Raw genomic sequence first — 23,048 nt, 5'->3', positions numbered from 1 at the left:
GGGCGGCGATCCGACGAAGCTTTTAATGGCTGCCGGGATTAGCCCGCAGATGTGCAACCTTCTGTTCCAACCCTTCCCAACCCGGCGCATTTGAAGCAAACCGATTACGCAAATACGCCGCCAGTTCCGCCACCTGCGTGTTGGACAGGCTGTCCTTGAAACCGGGCATGTAGCCCAGGTCCTTGGTGGCCGGTGCATCGATGCCTTGCAGGATGACCTTGATCAGGTTGTCCGGTTGATCGCTGTGCACATTGGTATTGCTCGCCAGAGACGGACTCACACCGAACAGTTTCGGCCCCAGGCCATCCGCGTGACAGGCCTTGCACGAACCTTCGAACACCCGCTGACCGTTGCTCAATGACAGGCTCGTGACCGGCGACGGCCGGGGGGCTTTCTCCACCACTTGCGCTTCAGCCTGCGCACCATTGAGTGACGCCAGGTACACCGCCATCGCCCGGATATCCGTCTTGGGCAACTTCGCCAATTCACTGAGCACCGGCCCCATGGGCCCGGCCGCCACGCCATGGGCGTCGGAATAACCGGTGCTGAGATAGTCGAACAGCTGATTCTCCGTCCACGGCGTTGGCGCTTTCGACAAACCGTTCAGCGCCGGCGCTTCCCAGCCATCGACGCTGCCACCGGCCAGGAAAGACGCACCGCCCTTCTCCGCGCCCATCAGGTTGCGTGGCGAATGGCAGGCGGCGCAGTGCCCCAAACCGTTGACCAGGTAAGCGCCGCGATTCCATTGCTCGCTACGTTCTGGCTGCACACTGATCTCGCCCCGGCGCAGAAACAGCGAGTTCCACCCGGCCATCAACGGCCGCAGATTGAACGGGAAACGCATGTCGTTGGCAGTCGCCGGTTGGCTGACCGGCGCTTGTGACATCAGGTACGCATACAGCGCCTGCATGTCGGCATCGTTGATATTGCGAAACGCGGTGTAGGGAAACGCCGGGTACAGATTGCGCCCGTCGCGGCCGATGCCATCGCGCATCGCCCGTTCGAATGCCGGGTACGACCAGCTGCCGATGCCGGTCTTCACATCCGGCGTGATGTTGCTGCTATAGAGCGTGCCGAAGGGTGTCTGCATCGCCAGGCCTCCGGCATTGGTCGCGCCACCTGGCGCGGTATGGCACACCGCGCAATCGCCGACGGCCGCCAGCAAACGCCCGCGCTCAAGGGTTGCCGCCGACCAGGTGCCAGCACTTGGCGGGGCAATTGGCGCTATTTCACCGTGAAACGGCCACGCGGTGGCGGCCATACCGAGCACCGCGCCGAACGCCGCAAACAGAGAACCGAACAGCCACTTCGAGCGTTTGGCCGGCGACTTCGGTGGCTCGTCACAGGTGCCGGCGTTCAACGCCGCCAGCACCCGCTCGGGGGTAATCGGCAGTTCGCGAAAACGAATCCCGGTGGCGTCATAAATGGCGTTGGCAATCGCCGCCGCACTCGGCACCGAGGCGGACTCACCGGCGCCCATGGGCGGCTGGTCCTGACGCGGCATCATCAAGACGTCGATCTGCGGCACCTCGGGGAAGGTCAGGATCGGATAACCGCCCCACTCCTTGCTGGCTACTGTGGACTCCTCAAAGGTCACCCGCTCCTTGAGCACCCGGCTGGTGGATTGAATGACGTTGCCGTGGATCTGATGCTGCACGCCCGCCGGGTTGATCATCATCCCCGAGTCATGACCGATCACCACCCGCGTGACGGACACATCACCGGTCTGACGATCCACCGCCACGTCCGCCACCCATGCGGCCCACGCCGCACCGAACCCGGGGAACTTGCTGTGGATGTAGCGTGCATAGGCAAAGCCGCGACCGCGCAGGAACTGATCGTCGTTCGGGGTTTGCATCGGCGCGGTGCGCGGGGTCCAGGCGGCGCGCTCGGCAGTGGATTTCACCAGGTCAATGGCGCGCTCATCGCGCAGATAACGCAGTCGATACTCCACCGGATCGACGCCCGCCGCGGACGCCAGTTCATCGATGTACGACTCGTGGGCGAAGGTGTTGGGCAGCGCTGACACCCCACGCATCCACGAAGCCCGGACGATCGGCGCCATGTCATTGATGGTCACGCGCAGGTGTTCGAAGTCATAAGGCGGGATCGACGTGCGATCGCCCATCTCGAACATCGCCGCCACCGGCTCTACCCGTCCGGTCAACAGCAAGGCCAGGGTCGGCGCGCCGTTGGACGGGTAGCTGGTCTGGAAATCGTAAGCAGCCACACTGCCATCGGCGTTCAAACCGCCGTCGACGTCCATCAGTTGCGCGGTGCCCTTGGGTTCCCACAGGTGCTCCTGCTCCCGGGTCAATTGCACCCGGACCGGTTTGCCCACGGCGCGGGACAACAGCAAGGCATCGGCGCAGACATCGTCGGCACAGTTACGTCCATAACAGCCCGACGCTTCCATGCGAATAATCTCGATCGACTCTTCTGCGCACTCCAGCAACCAGGCGAGGTCCGCTCGCAGCAAATGCGGATTCTGGCTACCGGACCACACGCGAGTGCCCGACGGCTGATAGTCCGCCAACCCACAGGAGGGGCCGATGGAGCCGTGCATCTGATACGGCCACAGATACGTTCGCGGCATACGCTCATGGGCCCCGGCCAAGGCGTCGTCGACGTTGCCCTGGTCGAGAACGACGCGCTGCACTCGCGGGTTATCGCGGATGGCTTGTTCGACATTGCTCATGTCCGGCAACGACTGGTTCCAGGCTTTCCAGCTGATTTTGAGGGCCTGGGCGGCCTTGATCGCCTGTTCTTCGCGCAGCGCCACCACCCCGACGAAATCACGAATCACCACCACTGCCACGATCCCGGGAATATGCGCGATGGAAGACTCGTCGACGTCCAGCAGACTGTTGCCGACGAAGTCACCGCAATCGAGCCCGGCATAGGGCGGACGAATCACCCGGCCGTGGAGCATGTCCGGCACCCGCATGTCGTGGACGTAAGTCAGTTCACCTGTGGCCTTGGCCGGAATATCCACCCGCGCGGCGCCCTTGCCGACCAGCCGATAATCTTCGGCAGGCTTGTGTGGCGCGGTGCCTGAGAGGCGTAGTTCTACGTGGTCGCCGCGCACCAGATCGGCGTAGGACGTGGTGCGTCCGTCCGCTGCGACAATCACCCCGGCCTCGACCTTCAGACTGCCCGCCTCCACCGACCAGCGTTCTGCCGCCCGCTCCAGCAGAAACCGCCGGGCCTCGGCGGCCGCATTGCGCAACGGGATCGCTGAAATCTGCAGGGTGGCGCTGGCGATGGTCGCGCCTTGATTGGGCACACGCTCGGTGTCGCCCAGCACCATGCACACCTGCTCCAGTTGCAGGTCCAGTTCTTCGGCGACGATCTGCGCCAGCGAAGTGCGGATACCGGTGCCGAGGTCGACATGCCCGTTGAAGGCATACACCCGTGCGTCATCGCTGATGGCGATGAACAACCCAAGCTCCTTGGGCTTGATCAGCGGCGTACCGCCTTTGGCCACCGGGCCTGATGGCGGCAGGATGTCGTCGACGATCAGCAGAACGCCGGTCTTGGCCAGCCATTGGTCGCGGGTGGGGATTGCGTCAGTCATGGTCATCGATCCACGTTCAAGGCGTTTGACGGGCGGCACGCAGCACCGCGCGGAGGATTTCGATATGGGTGCCGCATCGGCAAAGGTTGGCCGAGAGTTCGTTGCGGATCTGGGTTTCGCTGGGGTGCGGGATGCGGTCGAGCAAGGCCTTGGCGGTCATGATCATGCCGTTGAGGCAGTAACCGCATTGCGCCGCCTGCTCATCGATAAAGGCTTGCTGCACCGGGTGCGGATCAGCTCGGCTGCCGAGCCCTTCGAGGGTGACGATCTGCCGGTCCACGGCACCGGCCAGCGGAAACACGCAGGAGCGCGCCGCCACACCATCGATGATCACCGTGCACGCGCCGCACTCGCCCAGGCCGCAACCGTACTTGGGGCCGTTGAGTTGCAGGTCATTGCGCAGGATCAGCAATAACGGCGTATCCGCCATCGCGGTGACGGTGCTGGTGTGGCCGTTGACCTCAAGCGCTACCGTGATTTCCTGGCTTGTCATTCGCTTCGCCCGCTTCAGTTGATGAAGTATTCACTACACCAAAAAGTCGAAGAAAAGGTCGCGGGCCAGAATCAGTTTGTGGCGTCGCGACACACTCGAGTGGTGAAGTGGTTACTACATGAAAAGAGAGCAAAAACGATGCCAAAGGCCGAACAGGCTGATCAGTCCTGTGGGTCGTCGATCATCTTGCGCAGCAAAAACAGCACGGCGACCTGCTCTGCAGGGTTGAGGTTGCTCATGGTCAGCTCGGTGATTTTCCCGGCACAGGGCACGGTTTGTTGTACCAGACGATCGCCGGCTTCGGACAAGCCAACAATGACTTTGCGCCGATCTTGCGGGTCGGGTTCAAGGGTGATCAGTTCCCGGGCCTTGAGCCGCTCGACGATGCCGCGAATGGTTGCCTGGTCCACGGCGGTGGCCTTGACCAGTTCAGTCAACGAACTGGGACCGTGATCACGCACGGCGCACAGGGTGACGAATTGCACCGCGGTGAGCTGGGAGTCGCCGACGTTCGCCTGAAAAATCGCCATGTGCCGTTGATAGGCCTTGCGGAGCAAATGCCCGACTTGTTCGGAGAAAACGTAGGAGGAATCAGGAGTTTCAGGCACGGCGGACTCGAAAAGCGAAAAGTGGTGGGAAGGCATGATGGACAGGTTGGCGGGTGGACTCAAGAGTTGCCGCCTTCCTAGGATGCACCACAACCCCATGTAGGAGCTGCCGAAGGCTGCGATCTTTTGACTTTGTTTTTAAAATCAAGATCAAAGGATCGCAGCCTTCGGCAGCTCCTACACAGGCAATCATGCAGCCTTCAGCGAACCCGGGAAGCCTCCGGTGCCACCACATCCCCACCAATCACCACCGCCTGGTCATCCAGATACACATCGCAATGGCGCAGTGGAATATCCAGGTGACATGGGGTTTTGCGGGTGCCACCAACTTCGGTATTCGGTCCGGTAGAGAACAGGAAGTTGCCGTAGAACGCCCGGGCATCCATGCACATGCCATCGTTTTTGTCGTGCAGCCCCATGGCAGTCCACTGCGCCCGTGGCTGCAAGCCCCAGCCGATGTGGGAAATACCGTAGACCTCTGGATCGTTGAAGTACTTCATGTAGTCACGCAGGTATTCGGCCTCAAAACCACCGTGGATCGAGGTGATGAAGCCCTTCTCGATTTCCAGGGTGATTTTCTCCCGGGTGTAGTTCTTGAACGGCAGCACAATGTCGCCGACATCCAGCACCAGCACACCCTCGGCGGTTTCTTCGTTGGGCCAGGAGAACAGAAAACCGCTGGGCCAGTGGTCCCAACGCCCCGGCTCATCGGCGAAACCGTATTCGGTCACCGAAGGATATTGCCCCAACGCGGCGTGGAAATTGCTGCCGGCGCGGGAGGTGACGTGGATTGATTTGGCCTGTTTGAGCAATTGCTCCGCCGCCATCACCCGCACCTTGTCAGCCTCGGTCGGCAGCATTCGCGCCAGGACTTCCGGGGGTTCGACGGCCAACAGAATTCGCGTGCCGGTCTTGAGGATCTGCTCCTGCTCCGGTGAGTGCAGCAGCATCATCGTGTCGACGATCAAGTCCGCCGCTTCCAGCGCCCGCTGCGCCGCGATATTGCCGGTCAACGCGGTGTCGCCGCAGTAAGCCGTCATGTCATTGCCCATGGCCGTCGGATGGTTGAACGAAGGCAACTCCACCGCGTAGACCTTGGCCCCCAGCCGCTGGGCCGCCTCCATCGCCGCACGCACGGTGCGCGGGTTCGAATAGTGGCTCTTGAGTACGGCGACGCTCTGGGTCGGGTCGACCTTCGACAGCTTCAACACGTGTTCGAACATCTGGGTCAATTCGCAATCGCTTACCGGCATTTTCCTGTCTCCTCGATCGTTTGTTGCGCACCAAGTCGAGGCGCCTCGCCTCACTCCAGTGCATTTTTATAGCGTATACACCATTTGTTAACGATAAGACCCTAAAAGCAGGCTGACTGCAAGCGCCAAGCCATAACGTTACCAACTCACACAAAACCAATATTTACTGGTTACATTTGGTGACTACGGACAAATATGGCTGAAAATAATTTTTCCCAAACGGCTCTTTCTTTTTAAATTTTATAGCGTATACACTTTAAAAACCTTGCGACGACATCGCCAGTGACCATTCGAAAAAGAGGAACAATCCCTATGGCAAGAACACAAAAAATCGCCATCGTCGGTGCGGGTCTGGGCGGTGCCGCCGCTGCGACGCTGCTGCAACAAGCCGGGTTTGAGGTGGACATCTACGAACAGGCACCGGAGTTCTCCCGCCTCGGTGCCGGGATTCACATGGGTCCCAACATCATGAAAATCTTCCGGCGCATGGGCATCGAGCAACAGCTCGACCTGATGGGTTCGCACCCGGATCACTGGTTCAGTCGTGACGGTTTGAGTGGCGATTACCTGTCACGCATCCCATTGGGAGATTTCGCTCGCAAGGAATATGGCGCGTCCTACATCACCGTGCACCGCGGCGACCTGCACGCCCTGCAGATGTCGACGATCAAACCCGACACCGTGCACTTCAACAAACGCCTGGAAACCCTCGAAGAAACCGACCGCCAGGTGCGCCTGACCTTCAGCGATGGCGAAGTGACCTACGCCGACATCGTCATCGGCGCCGACGGCATCAATTCGAAGATTCGTGAAGAGTTGCTCGGCGCGGAAAAACCGCTGTACAGCGGCTGGGTGGCGCACCGCGCGCTGATCCGTGGCGATCAACTGGCCAAATACGATTTGAAGTTCGAAGACTGCATCAAGTGGTGGACCGAGGATCGGCACATGATGGTCTACTACACCACCGGCAAGCGCGACGAGTACTACTACGTGACCGGCGTGCCACACCCGGAGTGGGATTTCCAGGGTGCGTTCGTCGACAGCAGCCGCGAAGAAATGTTTGAGGCGTTCCAGGGGTATCACCCGACGGTCCAGGCACTGATCGAATCCACCGAAAGCGTCACCAAATGGCCGTTGCGCAACCGCAACCCGTTGCCGCTGTGGAGCCGTGGGCGACTGGTGCTGCTGGGCGACGCTTGCCACCCGATGAAACCGCACATGGCCCAAGGCGCCGGCATGGCCATCGAAGACGCCGCGATGCTCACTCGCTGCCTGCAGGAAACCGGGCTTGGCGATTACCGCACCGCGTTCGAACTCTATGAAGCCAACCGCAAGGAACGCGCCTCCCGCGTGCAGTCCGTGTCCAACGCCAACACCTGGCTGCGCACCCAGGAAGATCCGGCCTGGGTTTACGGCTATGACCTGTACGCCCAGCCGCTGAAATCGGGGGTAGCCGCGTGAGTACGTTCATCCATGGCGGTAACATCCAGGCCAACGGCATTCGCCAGCACTACCTGCGCTATGGCGGTAACGGCCCGGCGCTGATTCTGATTCCCGGCATCACCAGCCCGGCGATCACCTGGGGGTTTGTCGCGGAACGACTCGGCGAGCATTTCGACACTTACGTGCTGGACGTCCGTGGTCGTGGCCTCTCCTCCACCGGCCCAGAGTTGGACTACAGCGCTGACGCCTGCGCCGACGACATCGGCGCTTTTGCCCAGGCCATGAAGCTCGACAACTACCACTTGGTCGGTCATTCCATGGGCGCCCGATTTGCCGTGCGCAGCGCGGTGCGGCATCCGGTCGGGGTGAACCGTCTGGTATTGATCGATCCACCGGTGTCCGGCCCTGGTCGGCGCGAATACCCGAGCAAACTGCCGTGGTACGTCGATTCGATCCGCCAGTCCTTGGCAGGAATGGACGCCGAGGCGATGCGCGCCTTCTGTGCCACCTGGACCGACGAGCAACTGCAGCTGCGCACCGAGTGGCTGCACACCTGCTACGAGCCGGCGATCGTGCGGGCCTTCAACGATTTCCACGACGTGGATTTCCATCAGGACCTGCCGAAACTCCAGGCCCCGGCGTTACTGATGATCGCCGGCCGTGGTGGTGTTATTCAGCCCGAGGACGAAGCGGAAATACTCGACCTGCAACCGAACATTCGCAGTGTCCACGTCGAAAACGCCGGGCACATGATTCCCTGGGATGACCTCGACGGCTTCTTCAGCGCCTTCGGTGATTTCCTTGGCCCACGCCTGAACTAATCGAATCCGGAGACTTTTATGCTCACGCCTTACCGCATCGGCCAGATCGTGCCGAGCTCCAACACCACCATGGAAACCGAGATCCCGGCGATGCTCACCGCGCGTCAGTTGATCCGCCCCGAGCGCTTCACCTTTCACTCCAGCCGCATGCGCATGAAACAAGTGCGCAAGGAAGAGCTGGCGGCGATGGACGGCGAGTCCGACCGCTGTGCCGTGGAATTGTCCGACGCCAAGGTCGACGTCTTGGGTTACGCGTGCCTGGTGGCGATCATGGCCATGGGTCTGGGTTACCACCGCAAATCCGAGCAACGGCTGCGCAAGGCCACCGCCGATAACGACGGCAACGCACCGGTCATTACCAGCGCCGGCGCCTTGATCGAAGGCCTGAAAGTGCTGGGCGCCAAACGCATCGCTATCGTCGCGCCGTACATGAAACCCCTCACCGAACTGGTGGTGGATTACATCCGCGCAGAAGGCTTCGAAGTCGTGGACTGGCGCGCACTGGAAATTCCCGACAACCTCGCCGTGGCGCGTCACGATCCGGCGAATCTACCGGGCATCGTGGCCGGCATGAACCTGGAAGGCGTCGACGTGATCGTGCTCTCGGCCTGCGTGCAGATGCAGTCACTGCCCGTGGTGGCGCAAGTCGAAGCGCAAACCGGAAAACCGGTGCTCACCGCCGCCATTGCCACCACCTACGCCATGCTCAAGGCTCTGGACCTGGAACCGATTGTTCCCGGTGCGGGCGCCCTGCTCTCCGGCGCCTATTAAGAGGTGAGCGACATGAGCGAACAAACCGCCAACGACAACTATCAGGGCGTGTGGGGCCAGCGCATCGGTTTCGGCCAGAAAGCCGCGTTGCTGATGATCGATTTCATGCGTGGCTACACCACCGAAGGGGCGCCGCTGTTCGCACCCGGCGTGGTCAGTGCCGTGGCCGAAAGCGTTGAGCTGTTGGCCAGCGCCCGTCGTCAGGGTATCCCGGTGGTGCACACCAATATTCGCTACCATCCCGGCCATTTCGCCGACGGTGGCATCTGGGTTAAAAAAGCCCCGGTGATGAAAGACATGGTCGAGGGCAACCCCTTGGCGGCGTTTTGCGAAGAGGTACAGCCCCAAGAGGATGAAGTGGTGATCAGCAAGCAATACGCCAGTGCCTTTTTCGGCAGTAGCCTGGCCTCGATGCTGCACGCCCAAGGCATCGACACCGTGGTGCTGGCCGGTTGCTCCACCAGCGGCTGCATTCGGGCGACAGCGGTGGACGCCGTGCAACACGGTTTTCGCACCATCGTCGTGCGCGAGTGCGTCGGCGACCGGCATTCGGCGCCCCATGAAGCCAACCTGTTCGATATCGACAGCAAGTACGGCGATGTCGTCAGCAAGCAGGAGGCCATCGCGCACTTCAAAAAAATGTAAGGCGTACCACAAGAACCGCGCCATTTAGAGCGCTGGTCTTCGATAAAAACTGAGGGTACGCCCTCAGTCTTCTGACACTGCCTTTGGACGTCGCTTTCAGCGCGCCAGAGCGCTGGAAAAAAGCGGCTGTATAAAAACCATAAGTCACCGCCAGGAGACACCCAATGCCCATTGCGAATGCAGCACCTGCGACCACGGTCGCCGACCCGATTCAAGCGCTTTACCACAAGATCACCTGGAAGCTGATCCCTTTCCTGTGCTTCTGCTACCTGGCCGCGTACCTCGACCGGATCAATATCGGCTTCGCCAAACTGCAGATGCTCGATCAACTGCACTTCAGCGAAACCGCCTTCGGCCTCGGTGCCGGACTGTTTTTTGTCGGCTACATCCTGTTCGAGGTGCCGAGCAACCTGGTGCTGGAGAAAGTCGGCGCCAAGATCTGGATCGCCCGCATCATGATCACCTGGGGCCTTCTATCGGCCTGCACCATGCTCGTGACATCCACCACTCAGTTCTACATCCTGCGCTTCTTGCTCGGCGCCGCCGAAGCAGGCTTTCTGCCAGGCGTTCTGTATTACCTGACGACCTGGTTTCCGACCTATCGACGGGGCCGCATCATCGCCTTGTTCATGATCGGCCTGCCGCTGTCCAGCGTGATTGGCGGCCCGCTGTCCGGCTGGGTCATGGGTTATTTCGATAACTTTGGCGGCCTGCATGGCTGGCAATGGCTGTTCCTCATCGAGGCGGTACCGAGTGTCATGCTGGGCGTGCTGACCTTCTGGGCCCTGCCCAACAACTATCGCCAGGCCAAATGGCTCAACGACGATGAAAAAAACCTGCTGGAGCAAGAACTGCGCGCCGATGAGGCCAGTGGCGGGGACAGCAAACACAGTTTTCGCGACGGCTTCTTCAACTTGAAGGTCTGGATGCTCGGCGGGATCGACTTCTCGATCCTGCTCAGTGCCTATGCCATGGGTTTCTGGATGCCGACCTTCATCCGCAATGCAGGCATCAGCGACACGTTCCACATCGGCGTACTCACGGCGCTGCCGAGTATCGCCGCGTTGTTGGGCATGCTGTTGATCGGCGCCAGCTCCGACAAACACCGCGAACGTCGCTGGCACATCATCGTGCCGTTTCTGGTGGGCGCCGCCGCCATGGCCAGTGCGCCGTTCTTCGTCCACAACGTGGTGGCGACCGTGGCACTGTTCGCCATCGCGTCGGCGGCGATCATCGGCGCGGTGCCGGTGTTCTTCAGTCTGCCGGCGACCTTTCTCAAAGGCACCGCGGCGGCTACCGGCTTCGCCCTCGCCTGCTCGTTGGCGAACATCGCCGGGCTGGTCAGCAATTCGCTGATGGGGGTCGCCATCGACGTCACCGGCAGCAGCGCCGGTGCGCTGTGGTTCTTTGCCGGCTGCCTGATTCTCAGCAGCTTTCTGGTGATCGCCTTGCCGGCCAAACTGGTCAACCGCTGACCCACCACCGTCCATGTGGGAGCGGGCTTGCTCGCGAAAGCGGTGTGTCAGTTGACGGGGATGCTGACTGACCGGACGCCTTCGCGAGCAAGCCCGCTCCCACAGTGGATGGGTGTCAATCCTTCGGCAGTCATTCCAATTATCAGGTGAGAATTCATGCAAGGTTTCATCAAACGCTGTGCCCTGCTTGTCGCTGCCGGCCTATGCGCCGGTTCCCTGCAAGCGGCGGAAAAAGTCATCTTCGACACCGACTTCAACGTGCTCAACGATGATGGCCAGGCCTTCATCATGCTCGCCCAACTCCACGCCCGGAAACGCATCGACCTGCTCGGCATGACCCTGGTCAGCGGCAACGCCTGGGTCGACCAGGAACAGGTGGATGCCCTCAAGGCGGTAGAGCGCATGGGTGTGGAAAAGGACGTCGGCGTCTATTCCGGCGCGGCCTACCCGTTGCTTCATGACTTCGCCACCTACTCGCAGGAAAAAGCCCTGTTCGGGGCTGGTTGGCCGGGTGCTTTCAAGGCGCCGCGTCCGACGTCCGCCGCGCAACTGATCGCCCCGCCGGATGGCCTGGCGACCCACACTTCGCTGCGCAAGGAAACCGCCGCCCAGTTCATCGTCGACAGCGTGCGCGCCAATCCCCATGAGGTGACGTTGCTGGCGGTCGGTCCGCTGACCAACATCGCCCTGGCCATTCGCTCCGCCCCCGACATCGTGCCGTTGATCAAACGCATCGTGTACATGGGCGGGGCCATCGAGATTCCGGGCAACACCACACCGGCCGCTGAATTCAATTGGTGGTTCGACCCCGAGGCGGCGAAGATCGTCCTGCGCTCACCCATCGAACACATCATTTTTCCCAACGATGTGTGCGAAAAGGTCACCTTCGATGCCTCGATCTACCAGCGCGTCATCGCCCGGCCTGGACCGATTGCCGATCTGTACAAACACGAATTCGCGCCGTTGTTCAGCAAAGACCCCGGCTATCACAGTTTTACCTGGGACAGCCTGCCGGCCCTATTTCTGGTCGAGCCGGGCATCGTCACCGAATCCCGCGAACTGTGGGTCGATGTCAATGCCCAGTTCGGTGCCGACTACGGTCGTGCCCTGGGTTACAAGAAAAGTCCACCCGTGGGCACGCAAAAAGCCAAGGTGGTGTTTGCCATCGACCAGAAGCAGTTCTGGGATGATTATGTGAATCTTGTGACCTTGTCGACGCCGGTCAAAGGCAGCTGATGCCGCGCCGCTCATGAAGAAGTGACAGCGTGCGGCGAACCCCTCACAGTAAGCGTGGTCGCACAGGTGAACCGCCGAACGTTGCTCAAGGGCCGAGCCGTCAGCGGTTCGGTCCCTTTTCTGTCGAGAACCCTTCATGCGCAGACTCCTCGCTTTATCCCTCTCGTTGCTGTTGCTCTCCCTGAACGCCTGCGCCCTGCTGCCCAATCGCGACCCGCTGAACATCAACGTGGTCGGCTTCGAGCCGTTGCAAAGCCAGGACATGGAAGTACGCTTTGCCGTGAAAATACGCGTACAAAACCCCAACGAAACCGCCATCAATTACAACGGCGTGGCCCTGGACCTGGAAGTCAACGGCCAGCCACTCGCCTCCGGTGTCAGCGATCAATCGGGCTCGATTGCACGCTTTTCCGAAACCGTGCTGACCGTTCCGGTAAGTGTTTCGGCGTTCTCCGTGTTGCGCCAGACACTGGGCCTGAGCAAAACCCAAACCCTCGACAACCTGCCCTACGTCCTGCATGGCAAACTCGCGGGCGGCTTGTTTGGCACGATGCGTTTCGTGGACAGTGGCAAACTCAGCCTGCCAACGTCGACGACCGGCACCTGGTGAGGGCAAGCCCGCTCCTACAAGGAACCCGACACCCATCAACTGTGGGAGCGAGCCTGCTCGCGATGACGGCGGCACATTCAACGCATTAGTTGCCTGGCCCACCGCTATCGCGAGCAGGCTCGCTCCCACAGTAGTTATGTGTTGAAACGGACGCCAGGTTTCGCCCGCTCATCCACCGTTAACTCAAACACGTCCGGGCGCGCATAGTGACCCACCACGTCGAAGTCGTAACGGGCACGGACCAGCTCGTCAGTGTCGATTACTGCGGTGAGCAAACCGGCGCTGTCACGCAGCGGTCCTGCCAGAATGTCGCCCATCGGCCCGACGATCACGCTGCCACCGGCAATCAACGGCCGGTCCGCCGGCCAGTTGGCGACCTCCACGCCCAAGGCTTGCGGTGAATCCTGAACCTGACAGGCGCTGACCACAAAGCAGCGTCCTTCATGGGCGATATGGCGCATGCTCACCTGCCACATTTCCCGCTCGTCCACCGTTGGCGCGCACCAGACCTCCACGCCTTTGGCGTACATCGCGGTGCGCAGCAGCGGCATCATGTTTTCCCAACACACTACCGCGCCGATCCGCCCGACCTGACTGTCGATCACCGGCAACGTCGAGCCATCGCCTTTACCCCAAATCAACCGCTCGGTGCCGGTGGGCATCAGTTTGCGGTGCTTGGCGACCAGCCCGGCCTGCGGATCGAAATACAACGCGGTGCAGTACAAGGTGCTGCCGGCGCGCTCGATGACGCCGATCACCAAGTTGGCGCCGGTGCGCGCTGACAACCCGGCCAACGCTTCGGTTTCCGCGCCGGGCACGTCGATCGCATTGGCAAAGTACCGGGCAAAGGCTTCACGCCCTTCCGGCAGTCGATAACCCAGCTGAGTACCAAAGCCCTCGCCTTTGGGGTAACCGCCGAGCAACGCTTCCGGCATGACCACCAGCGCAGCGCCGGATTCGATAATCGCGTTTTCCCAAGAAAGGATCTGTTCCAGGGTCTCGGCTTTGCCGCCGGGCAAAGAGCCGATTTGCAGTGCAGCAACGATTGACTTGGGCATCGCAGTAACTCCGAAAGCAATGAGGTGTTGCTCATTCTCAGGCGCCACGGGATCATCAATAAAGCCCCATTCACTGCTGAATGATATGAACCAAATGAATATCGCCTCCATCGATCTCAACCTGCTGAAAGTCTTCGAAGCGCTGCATGAAGAGTCCAGCGCCAGCCGGGCCGCGTTGCGTCTGGGCGTGACGCAATCGGCGGTCAGCGCGGCACTGCGAAGGCTGCGCGAGATGTATGGCGATCAGTTGTTCGTGCGCACCGGCCGCGGACTCGCGCCCACGCTCAAGGCCAACCAGTTGAAACCGGTGGTCAGCGATGCCCTGAACAAATGCCGGCAGAGCCTGGCGATGGTCGATCCGGCCGCCCACCATTACGACGGGCGCTCGGTGACCGTGGGGATGTCCGATGATTTCGAAATCGCTTATGGGCGCCGCTTGATCGAAGAAATCGCCCGCGTCGCGCCGAAGCTGCGGCTGATCTTTCGTCAGACTCACAGCCAGATCGTCGCTCAAGCGTTGATGGAACGCAGCATTGATCTGGCGATCACCGCCGGTGGGTTTTCCGAGCGCTTGCTCAGCCGTCAGGTGCTGGGAGAAGGCGGTTATCTGTGCCTGGTGGACCCGCTCAGCCTGGCCGAGGGACAGCAGACCCTCAGCCTTGATGAGTTCGTTGCCCGCGAACACATTCTGGTGTCGTCGGGCGGCTTTATCGGGATCACCGATGAGGGGCTGGCGGCGCTGGGGTTGAGTCGGCGGGTATGTGCTTCGACCACACACTTTGCCGCATTGCCGCACTTGCTCAAGGGCAGTCAGGCCGTGGCGACCATTCCGGCCCATGCGGCGCAAAGCATTGCAGCGCTTAGCGGACTGGCGCTGCTGCCCTGCCCTTTGGCGTTGCCGCGATACCCGATCGAACTGGGCTGGCGCACCAGTACACAGCTCGATCCGGTGGTGCTGAAAGTGCGGGAAGCGATTGTCGCGAGCTTCGCGAGCGCTATTTGGCAGCCATCAGGCGATTGACTTCACTGCGCACCATGTTCGCGAATTCCGGGGGCGACATGCCGTCGAGTTCGGCACGGACCCACTCGGCCCATTTGCCTTTGCGCTTGGCGCGTTCACCGAACAACCGCGCGGCTTCGCCCTTGGATTTGCCCAGGTTGCTTTGCCAGAGATCGAACAGACGGGATTTCTCATCTTCCAGCGCAGCGCGCTCGGCAAGGGGTTTGTCGGCCAGATTGAAGCTCATGGGAGTTACCTGCTGCGTAAAATAGGCGACATCTTACACTGTAGGAAGAAATGTCCGACTCAGGATTTTTCGTCAGGGTTGGCTCAACGCTAAAATCCACTGCAACTTTTTCGCTGACGGCAGACTCCACTGTTCACTGTCCATTTATCTGCAAGGAGTACCTCAATGGCCCGGAAAACCGCCGCACAAGTCGCCGAAGACCAGATCAAGGATCAAGCCTTCAGCGAACTTCAGGCTCTGATCGAAGAGTCGGAAAAGCTGCTCAAAAGCAGTGCCTCGCTCGTCGGAGAGGAAGCGGACACACTTCGTGGGCAGATCGCCCAGAAACTTCAACAGGCGCGGGACTCCGTCACCCGCGTTCGTGACCGGACCAAACCTGCGGTCGAAGCCACTGAAACCTACATCGGTGGTCATCCGTGGCAGACCGTGGCGATCTCTGCCGGTTTTGGCCTGGTAGTCGGGTTGTTGCTGGGTCGGCGTTAAGCGACCCGGTTTTAATCAGTACCCAGCAAAAAGGCGAGCACGCAGCTCGCCTTTTTCATGCCCGGTTTTTATGCAGACTGAGAGTATGCAGAACTCAGAGCCCGGCCAATGCCCGCAAGCTCGCCAACGTCTGAGCATCGAGTTGGATGCCTTCGGTGCTGGACTTGGCCCGCTGTTGGTGACGTCGATCCCCCGGCAAACGCTTGAGCCCCACACCGTGCATCTGCCGGACCAGTTCCTGGCTGCGCTCGGCAAAGTTCTGTCCGGCCGCCTTGCTGGGATCGATCACGATCAACAGTTGGCCCGTCCACGGCGTCTTGGCCCCCGGATGGTTCGACCAATCGAACTCGAAGGAAAAATTGCCGCCGGTCAACGCCGCCGCCAACAGCTCGACCATCATCGACAGCGCCGAACCTTTATGCCCGCCAAACGGCAGCAACGCGCCGCCCTCAAGAATCGCTTTCGGGTCCTGGGTCGGCTGGCCGAGACCGTCCACACCCATGCCTGGCGGCAAACGCTCGCCCTTGCGTGCGGCGATCTGCACATCGCCATGGGCAATGGCGCTGGTTGCCAGGTCGAAGACAATCGGATCGCCGTCAGCCCGAGGGGCGGCGAACGCAATCGGGTTGGTCCCGAACAGCGGACGATCGGCGCCGTGCGGCACCACGCAGGTCATGCTGTTGACCACGCTCAGCGCCACCAGGCCTTCATAGGCGAAGGGCTCGACATCCGGCCACAAGGCGGCGAAATGGTGGGAGTTACGAATCGCCAGCACCGCAATGCCGGCACTGCGGGCCTTTTCCACCAGCAAGGCGCGCGCTGCCGCGAGGGCCGGCTGGGCGAAACCATTACCGGCGTCGACCCGGACAAAGCCCGAAGCCACGTCCTCGACCACCGGCACGGCCTGGCCATTGACCCAGCCGCTCTGGAGCGTCGACACGTAACCGGGAATGCGGAACACGCCATGACTATGGGCGCCATCGCGTTCGGCGCCGGCGCAGTTGAGGGCCAGTGTCCTGGCCACCTCGGCGGAGGTGCCATGGCGCTGAAAAATCTGCTCAAGCAAAAGAACGAGCGCGTCGAAATCGAGCGTTTGAGTGTTCGAACTGACGGCCACTTCGGGCGTTGCGGTCATCTGAAGCTCCAGTTTTATTATTGAGTACGGGCAACAGGGTGAAGCGAGGTTGCAGGGCAACCCAAAACAGTTGTCGATTAAGCGCTGTTCTACCTGCGTCCTGTCAAGTCTCGACAGCCTGTTCGGCTCAAGCAATATGTACCGCACCTGAGCCTTCCACTGACCGTACTGTTTTTCCTCAACCCAACGACCGGCGATTACTCGCCGATCGCAGCACATCGAGGAAAAACCATGATTGCTCCCCCACTGCCGTATTTTTTCGACGAGGCAGAACTTGCATCCAATGCCAAACAGCCCGGTGAACGCGAAAAGGCACTGTCCTTCACGCTTGATGACCTGAAGTGGTTGCAGGTTGTTTATCTGGCGACGCATGAAATCCGTATCGCCAATAACAAGCCCATGCACGTCGATCAGCTGTTATTAAGCGTGCCTGATGCACCCGATTTCCCCCTGGCCGGTGCTTTTGCCATGAGCCGGCCCAACGATGGAGAAGTCACGCTCTACACACCCTGGAAAGGCCTGATCAAATTCGCGGACATGGACGACCTCAAAAGTAAGCTCAAGGAGTGGTTGGCACAGCCCACTGGGAAGCGTGAGTTATTGCGCATTCTCTCCATCGAACAACGCAGCACTTTACCCACCGCCACTGCGCCAGACATTGCCACGCAAATAATCGCAGGTGCGGTGTTCCAGGAGCAGGAGCTCACCCTCGATCGCAATCAGGCTCAGAACATCAAGACGATGATGGGCGAGCTGGTCAAGCTGCCAACGCTGCAATCGATGCTGGACGAGACCCTCAAAAACGCGTTGTACAAACCGTTTCCCAAACTGGACCAGCGCCTTACTCGACTGAAGAGCTTTGTCAGGACGATTTCAACCTTCGACGACAGCGATTACCAGCACACGCTTTCCTCGCATTCACTGAGCGATGCCCTGCTGCATTTCTACCTGACCAACCAGTGGCCGACTGGCGATTCCAGAGTCTTTTCCAATCCCCAACACAGTGTGAGCAACGACGCCGATAACCAGGCCTGGGAAAGCGCCGTCAAAGAGATCGCGCAAAGTTTTACCCCTCACTTGCAAGGCCTGCTCAAGTCGTTCTGGAACACAACGATGAGCAACGGACAGTCACGCTCGGCGTTTTTTGCCGAGGTGTTGCGCGATACCTTTCACGTGAAGCTTTTGCTTGCGCGTCAGCAAGGTGTTCTAACGACGCAGGAATACCTGCGACTGATGAAGGTCAGCCTCGAACCTGAAACCGTCGATCCTCTTCGCATCGAAAAAGTGCGTGTCACCGCGCCCTTCAAGCATTACGCGCAGCTGGCCTCGACCTTGATGATCGGCAGCCGCGAAACCCTGGGCTTTCTGTACACCCAGTCCAGAGGCATCGAGGCGACGAGCGACTTGCCCGCTGTCAGGAAAATCGTCCTGGAGATGATGAAAAGCGAAGGCCACGAAGACACGCTGCTCAACTTCATGTCTTTTGACGAACGCGGCACGTTTCTTTCATTGGAGCCGGATGAGCGCGTCATTGTCGGTGAACCGATCATCAGCCCGGTGTTTGAACAATTGATGGACGACATCCTTGGCAAACAACGGGAGAACCTGTCCCACGCGCTGCGCCGTTACCGTGAAAGCGAAGGTACACAGGATCCCCATGCCTTGATCGACAACGCACTGGATGTCCGGGGACTGATCGACGATCGACTGCTGGCGGCCGATGCCGCGGGACGCTGGAGCACACACACAGACCAGCGCTGGAGCGCGCAACCGGCCACCGTTCGTGCCGAGTCGGCCAAAGAGCAACTGGCCCGACTCTCCTCCGTTAAGGTGGCGCTCGACCAACTCCTCGAAAACCACCCGGTCATTCCCCCAACCACCCGCACGATTGCCGAAGCGGAGCGTATCGTCAATTCGTCACTCGGGAGCCTGCAATCGAGTTTCACTCATACCCTGTCAACGGCATTGCGCAGTGAATTGAAGCTGCACACCGTCATGCGCACCCTGGGTGCGACGGAACAGGCGATCATCAAAACCGTACTCGATACTCCGGTACGCTTGCAGCGAGCGGCATTGAACGGCTTTTTGCCGGACGTGTTTTCCTTGGCGCTGAAGGCGGGCGACTCTGCTGAGCCGTTGAAACTGGCCAGTTGTTTTGTGCTGACCGAACGAGGTGGCCTGGACCCGTTGCATTCGGGCAAGGCGATTCTATGGACACCTGCGTCGGGATTTGAAGCCTACAACGCGTTGGCACCTCTGCTGACCGAGCTGGGGCGACGCCTCAAAGACGACGATGATCGCACCACACTTCTGGAGAACCTTGGACGCAGCGAGCGATTGCCTGGCAAGCACTACACCCTCGCCCCACTACAGCGAATAGATCAGCATTTTCTCGATCAGGTGCAAAAGCCCTATGTCCAGCTGGACCAGGCGTGCGTCACCCGTGCGCTGGCCACGAAGCTCCCTGCGACGACCCTGGCCAGTCTTCTGAAGCGGGTGGCGTTACGCCAACCGATGACCGGGTTAGACCGCGCGACGGACATTGCCCAATCCCTGACCACTCAGCAAAAACTGCCGGCATGGCTGGCCAAGGCGTCCATCAAAGATCAGATATTGCATGGGGAGTTGCTTCAGCAATACCTCAACAACGTCACCGACGACCAGGACTACCTCACCGGCATACGCTCCCTGGCGCGCACGGCTCACCATGCACTTGAAAAACAACTCAAGGCCGATAAGTTCGACATCGATCCGGACAAGGTCCAGATCCTGATCAGCGCACGGCCGAGGTCTGCGGCCAGCACCCAAACCTTGACCGACTTTGCATTGACCCACTTCAAGAATCTGGACATAACCCATTTCAGGCGGGTGTCGCTGGATAGCACCGTGATTCCCGAGGAGATGGACCAAAGCTACATCAGGGACCTGATACGAAACTTGAAGCTGGGCGAACATCAGCAGAAAACATTGAACGAAGCCTTTGCAGACACCCAGGCAAACGCAGCCGACCGCAGGAAGCGGTTTTACACGCAATTACCCTGGCAGCTGATGCATTACGCCCACACGGAAAAACTGCAGGAGCGCCTGAGCGAAACGGGGTTTGATCTGATACGCCAAGTCATGGACATGCCTGACGCTATCGCACGCGCGGCAGTCGATGGTGCCCACGCGATCATCCGCCCACTTGAGCTCCTGGGCATCAAGAGTGAACAGGCGATCAAAGTGCCAGGCGTCTATCTGATTGGCTCATCGGCCGATAGCACCGCACCACAGGTCCTTGTCGCGCCTCACAGCCCTCGGCACGGGGTGAAAGAATACAAGAATGAAACACAACTGCTGACTGAACTGAAGACCCGCGGCAGTCTGCTCGACTGGGTACTGATGAACCTCCCGCAGCCTGATCGGATACTGCTTGAGTACAGGATGAGGACCTCCAGTAACCGCCTCCCCGAAGTGACGCTGGCGTCCAATCCGATCAAGGGGAATCTGTTCAAACACTTGTTCAACGACAACGTCGAGTTATTAGTCCGATTGCTAGGTTGTCAGACCGATGACAACAAGCAGGGTGAATGGGCAACCATCAAGCATGTGCTGGGTGAAGATTTGCATGAGGCATTTACGTTCTTGACGGGCAAGCTTGCCTACCCGATCACGGTGTGGCGCAGTTACCAAGACATCAAGCAGTCCGCCGAGGACCTTCAAACGCACAAATGGGGGGCGGCGATAAAGGAGTTCATCAGCGGCATTGCACAATTGGCCACGTTGCGACAATCGCTGGAAGCGCAAGCGAAGCCATCTTCTACGCCAAGTGCACCTGCGCCAGAAACGCCCGACACCCGGTTCAAATGGCAGAACGTTGCCATTACAGCCCCCGAACGTACGCAGTTGAAGCGTCATGAAAGCATCGACGTCGATCTGAATTCGCTCGCATTAAACTCAAGTCTTGGGCTCTATACCCATCCGACGACAAAAAAAACCTACGCACCGGTTGAAGGAAAGGTATATCCGGTCGCAAAGCTCGGCACACGCTGGCGCATCGCCGACACACACATTCGCGGTCCTCGGCTGAGTCAGAACGTCTCGAAACAATGGGTTCTGGATAGGGAAACGCCAGCGCCCCGTTTCAGCATCGGCAAACGGTTGCGCACCGCACTTTCGGTTTGGGAGGGCATGAACGTCGATGCCAATGGAATGCCCGAAATCCGTCGACTGTTTCCGCAAAAGGCCCGTCAGATTGACGAAGCGTTGGACCTGGCAACCACCTACGCCTGGAACTGCTTTCAAAACCTGCAATTGCTGAAGTCTTCCGACCACACGGTTACCCCCGTGCATCAACTCATCATGGATTTTATTGACGTACCGCAAGTGCAGTCCGCGCATGTGGAGCAGCTTGAAAAAGTCTTGGGCGACATGTTTGCGGCCTTGTTGGACCCCTCACTCAGAAAGCCGAAGACCAATCGTTTTGCAATCGGCAGGCTGCTCAGTGGCGCGGCAAATACATTCGGTTTCACCATTCCAACGGATGCAAAGCGGAAAATTTATCTGGCAGAAAAATTCTTCGACACTGGTTTCGACAATTACCGCCCACATCTTACCGACCCTGCCTTCCCTATCAACCCGCATGCCCGAGCAGTAACCCTTATTCATGAGCTTTCCCATATCGTCTGCAAAACCGAAGACATTGCTTACCTCGATTCCAGCAGACCATTTTCCCATCTGATTGAAACGACCAGCGCAACCGCCAGTAACCTCAAGGATGCATTGACCACGCTTCAGGACACCGCACTCTCGATCAAGACCCCCCTTACTCAATTGTTCATGACCGAGGATCCTGATACCGGTGTGTGGGAGGATCCAGGCAGCACTTCATATGAAAATACTGATCGGGTAAAAAAACATTTATTGACCTTGACCGGCGGAGAAAACCTGAGCGGTGCCCGCAACATTTTCAAGAGAGATCCACTGATCAGACTCAAGGTGCAACTCGGCAACGCCGACAGCGTTGCATGGCTCATTAGCCATATGGGGCGCCAACTGCACACCAGCACCCCGTGAGTTTTAAAAATAAGTGCCCGTTTGATGGGTTATTGCCATGACGGTTGTTCTCGCAGACTTCCTCACAAGGTTAGAATGCAGGAAATCAGGAAGAGTCAATGACCGACAACCCTCTCTCGCAAGCCGAATATGACGCTGTCACCGATGCCGCTGCGCATTGGTGCATGCGTCTGCACGCCAACGATTGCACTGCTGAAGAGCGGCTGGCGTTCGAGCAATGGCATGACGCTCATCCGCTTCACGCGTTCGAGTACGAGGCCATGCTGGAGATCTGGGATGTCGCGGGTGACCTGCCGCGTCCAGAAACCGTGGTCCCGATGGTCCGCGCCAAACCTGCTACGCCTTGGCGCACCTTCGGTATCGCCGCCGCGGTTTGCGCCATGGCGTTGCCATTGGCGGCCTATAGCGGCTGGAACCTGGGCTGGCTGCCCAATTCCTACCAACATTTCGAGGCGAACGACAATGTCCGCCAGGTCACCCTGAGTGATGGCAGTCAGGTGGAGCTGAACCTGGGCAGTGAGCTGACGTTCAGCAACTACAAGGATCAACGTCGGATCACGCTGAAAAAAGGCGAAGCCTTCTTCAGCGTCAGCCATGACACTCGACACCCCTTCATTGTCAAAGCGGCCGAAGGCAGGATTCGGGTCACCGGAACCAAATTCAACGTCTGGATGTATGAAGATCAGGTACGCGTGAACCTGATTGAAGGTTCGGTGCTGGTCAGCAGCAATGATGCCCTGACGGGAGACGGCTTGCGCCTTGAGCCAGCGATGCAGGCGAGCTTCAGACGCGGCGACTTCACTCCCAGGATCAGTCAGACCTACGACAATGACAACTCACTGGCGTGGCGCAGCGGAAAACTGGTGCTCGATGATCTGGCGCTGACCGACGCACTGCCATTGATCAATCGCTACTTGAGCAAACCGGTGATGGTGGCCGACAACAGCACCGGCTCGATTCGTATCGGCGGCATCTACAACATCAAAGAGCTCAACAACCTGGTGGCGTCCCTGCCCAAGGTATTGCCGGTCTACCTGACTCGCAACAAAGATGGCAATCCGGTCCTCAATTCCATTCCGCTACAAGCCCCAAAAAGCTGAAGGCCGTGCCCCTTGTGGGTGCGGCCTTCACTTCCTGG

General features: G+C 59.6%; 18 protein-coding genes. 11 read left to right on the top strand and 7 right to left on the bottom strand.

Going from position 1 to position 23,048, the window contains the following annotated elements; translation table 11 throughout:
- Positions 1-22: 22 nt before the first annotated feature.
- The 4 genes from ACYZTZ_RS12010 to ACYZTZ_RS11995 all read right to left on the bottom strand — a co-directional run bounded on the left by ACYZTZ_RS12010 (position 23) and on the right by ACYZTZ_RS11995 (position 5,931).
- Positions 23-3,577, bottom strand: a complete 3,555-nt coding sequence (locus tag ACYZTZ_RS12010; protein ID WP_461998338.1) for a molybdopterin cofactor-binding domain-containing protein — start codon at positions 3,575-3,577, stop codon at positions 23-25.
- Positions 3,578-3,593: 16 nt separating this feature from the next.
- On the bottom strand, positions 3,594-4,070 hold the full coding sequence (locus ACYZTZ_RS12005) for a (2Fe-2S)-binding protein (protein WP_461998337.1): 477 nt from the start codon (positions 4,068-4,070) through the stop codon (positions 3,594-3,596).
- 161 nt (positions 4,071-4,231) lie between these two features.
- Positions 4,232-4,714: a MarR family winged helix-turn-helix transcriptional regulator gene (locus ACYZTZ_RS12000; protein ID WP_415760748.1), complete on the bottom strand. Its 483-nt coding sequence runs from the start codon at positions 4,712-4,714 to the stop codon at positions 4,232-4,234.
- Between the two features lie 164 nt (positions 4,715-4,878).
- On the bottom strand, positions 4,879-5,931 hold the full coding sequence (locus ACYZTZ_RS11995) for a 2,5-dihydroxypyridine 5,6-dioxygenase (RefSeq protein ID WP_192408376.1): 1,053 nt from the start codon (positions 5,929-5,931) through the stop codon (positions 4,879-4,881).
- A 312-nt stretch (positions 5,932-6,243) separates the two neighbouring features.
- Between ACYZTZ_RS11995 and ACYZTZ_RS11990 the strand changes: the two genes are divergently transcribed.
- From ACYZTZ_RS11990 to ACYZTZ_RS11960, 7 genes are all read left to right on the top strand, one after another.
- Positions 6,244-7,392: an FAD-dependent monooxygenase gene (locus ACYZTZ_RS11990; protein ID WP_461998336.1), complete on the top strand. Its 1,149-nt coding sequence runs from the start codon at positions 6,244-6,246 to the stop codon at positions 7,390-7,392.
- Complete coding sequence (locus tag ACYZTZ_RS11985) at positions 7,389-8,195, top strand: alpha/beta fold hydrolase (RefSeq protein ID WP_461998335.1); 807 nt, start codon at positions 7,389-7,391, stop codon at positions 8,193-8,195. Before ACYZTZ_RS11990 ends, ACYZTZ_RS11985 begins: the two co-directional genes overlap by 4 nt.
- 18 nt (positions 8,196-8,213) lie before the next feature.
- Entirely contained in the window at positions 8,214-8,966 is a 753-nt protein-coding gene (locus ACYZTZ_RS11980) for a maleate cis-trans isomerase family protein (protein ID WP_008149891.1), read from the top strand.
- Between the two features lie 12 nt (positions 8,967-8,978).
- A complete protein-coding gene (locus ACYZTZ_RS11975) occupies positions 8,979-9,611 on the top strand; it encodes an N-carbamoylsarcosine amidohydrolase (protein ID WP_461998334.1) in 633 nt (210 codons plus the stop codon).
- Positions 9,612-9,775: 164 nt separating this feature from the next.
- Complete coding sequence (locus ACYZTZ_RS11970; protein ID WP_056739956.1) at positions 9,776-11,086, top strand: MFS transporter; 1,311 nt, start codon at positions 9,776-9,778, stop codon at positions 11,084-11,086.
- Between the two features lie 156 nt (positions 11,087-11,242).
- On the top strand, positions 11,243-12,322 hold the full coding sequence (locus ACYZTZ_RS11965) for a nucleoside hydrolase (RefSeq protein ID WP_461998333.1): 1,080 nt from the start codon (positions 11,243-11,245) through the stop codon (positions 12,320-12,322).
- Positions 12,323-12,458: 136 nt separating this feature from the next.
- Positions 12,459-12,932, top strand: a complete 474-nt coding sequence (locus ACYZTZ_RS11960) for an LEA/WHy family protein (RefSeq protein ID WP_461998332.1) — start codon at positions 12,459-12,461, stop codon at positions 12,930-12,932.
- A 134-nt stretch (positions 12,933-13,066) separates the two neighbouring features.
- Here the strand turns inward: ACYZTZ_RS11960 and ACYZTZ_RS11955 are convergent, their stop codons facing one another.
- The gene (locus tag ACYZTZ_RS11955) at positions 13,067-13,990 is read right to left on the bottom strand and encodes a carbon-nitrogen hydrolase family protein (protein WP_461998331.1); all 924 of its coding nucleotides are present in this window, start codon (positions 13,988-13,990) and stop codon (positions 13,067-13,069) included.
- 85 nt (positions 13,991-14,075) lie between these two features.
- On the opposite strand from ACYZTZ_RS11955, the gene ACYZTZ_RS11950 reads away from it, so the two are divergent.
- Entirely contained in the window at positions 14,076-15,011 is a 936-nt protein-coding gene (locus ACYZTZ_RS11950; RefSeq protein ID WP_461998330.1) for a LysR family transcriptional regulator, read from the top strand.
- Here the strand turns inward: ACYZTZ_RS11950 and ACYZTZ_RS11945 are convergent.
- Positions 14,986-15,237: a hypothetical protein gene (locus ACYZTZ_RS11945; protein WP_008155229.1), complete on the bottom strand. Its 252-nt coding sequence runs from the start codon at positions 15,235-15,237 to the stop codon at positions 14,986-14,988. The two genes, ACYZTZ_RS11950 and ACYZTZ_RS11945, sit on opposite strands and share 26 nt — an antisense overlap.
- A gap of 165 nt (positions 15,238-15,402) precedes the next feature.
- On the opposite strand from ACYZTZ_RS11945, the gene ACYZTZ_RS11940 reads away from it, so the two are divergent.
- Positions 15,403-15,720: an ElaB/YgaM/YqjD family protein gene (locus tag ACYZTZ_RS11940; protein ID WP_056739945.1), complete on the top strand. Its 318-nt coding sequence runs from the start codon at positions 15,403-15,405 to the stop codon at positions 15,718-15,720.
- A gap of 94 nt (positions 15,721-15,814) precedes the next feature.
- Here ACYZTZ_RS11940 and ACYZTZ_RS11935 read toward each other — a convergent pair whose 3' ends face one another.
- Positions 15,815-16,855, bottom strand: coding sequence for an Ldh family oxidoreductase (locus tag ACYZTZ_RS11935; RefSeq protein WP_461998329.1), 1,041 nt, complete (start codon positions 16,853-16,855; stop codon positions 15,815-15,817).
- Positions 16,856-17,086: 231 nt separating this feature from the next.
- Here ACYZTZ_RS11935 and ACYZTZ_RS11930 point away from each other — a divergent pair, with 231 nt between their 5' ends.
- Positions 17,087-21,910: a dermonecrotic toxin domain-containing protein gene (locus tag ACYZTZ_RS11930; RefSeq protein ID WP_461998328.1), complete on the top strand. Its 4,824-nt coding sequence runs from the start codon at positions 17,087-17,089 to the stop codon at positions 21,908-21,910.
- 98 nt (positions 21,911-22,008) lie between these two features.
- Positions 22,009-23,010, top strand: a complete 1,002-nt coding sequence (locus tag ACYZTZ_RS11925; protein ID WP_461998327.1) for a FecR family protein — start codon at positions 22,009-22,011, stop codon at positions 23,008-23,010.
- The last annotated feature ends 38 nt before the right edge of the window (positions 23,011-23,048 follow it).

It is taken from the genome of Pseudomonas sp. LB3P58, assembly GCF_054897895.1.
Note: the sequence above shows the minus strand (reverse complement) of the source record. Positions and strands in the feature narration are given on the sequence as shown.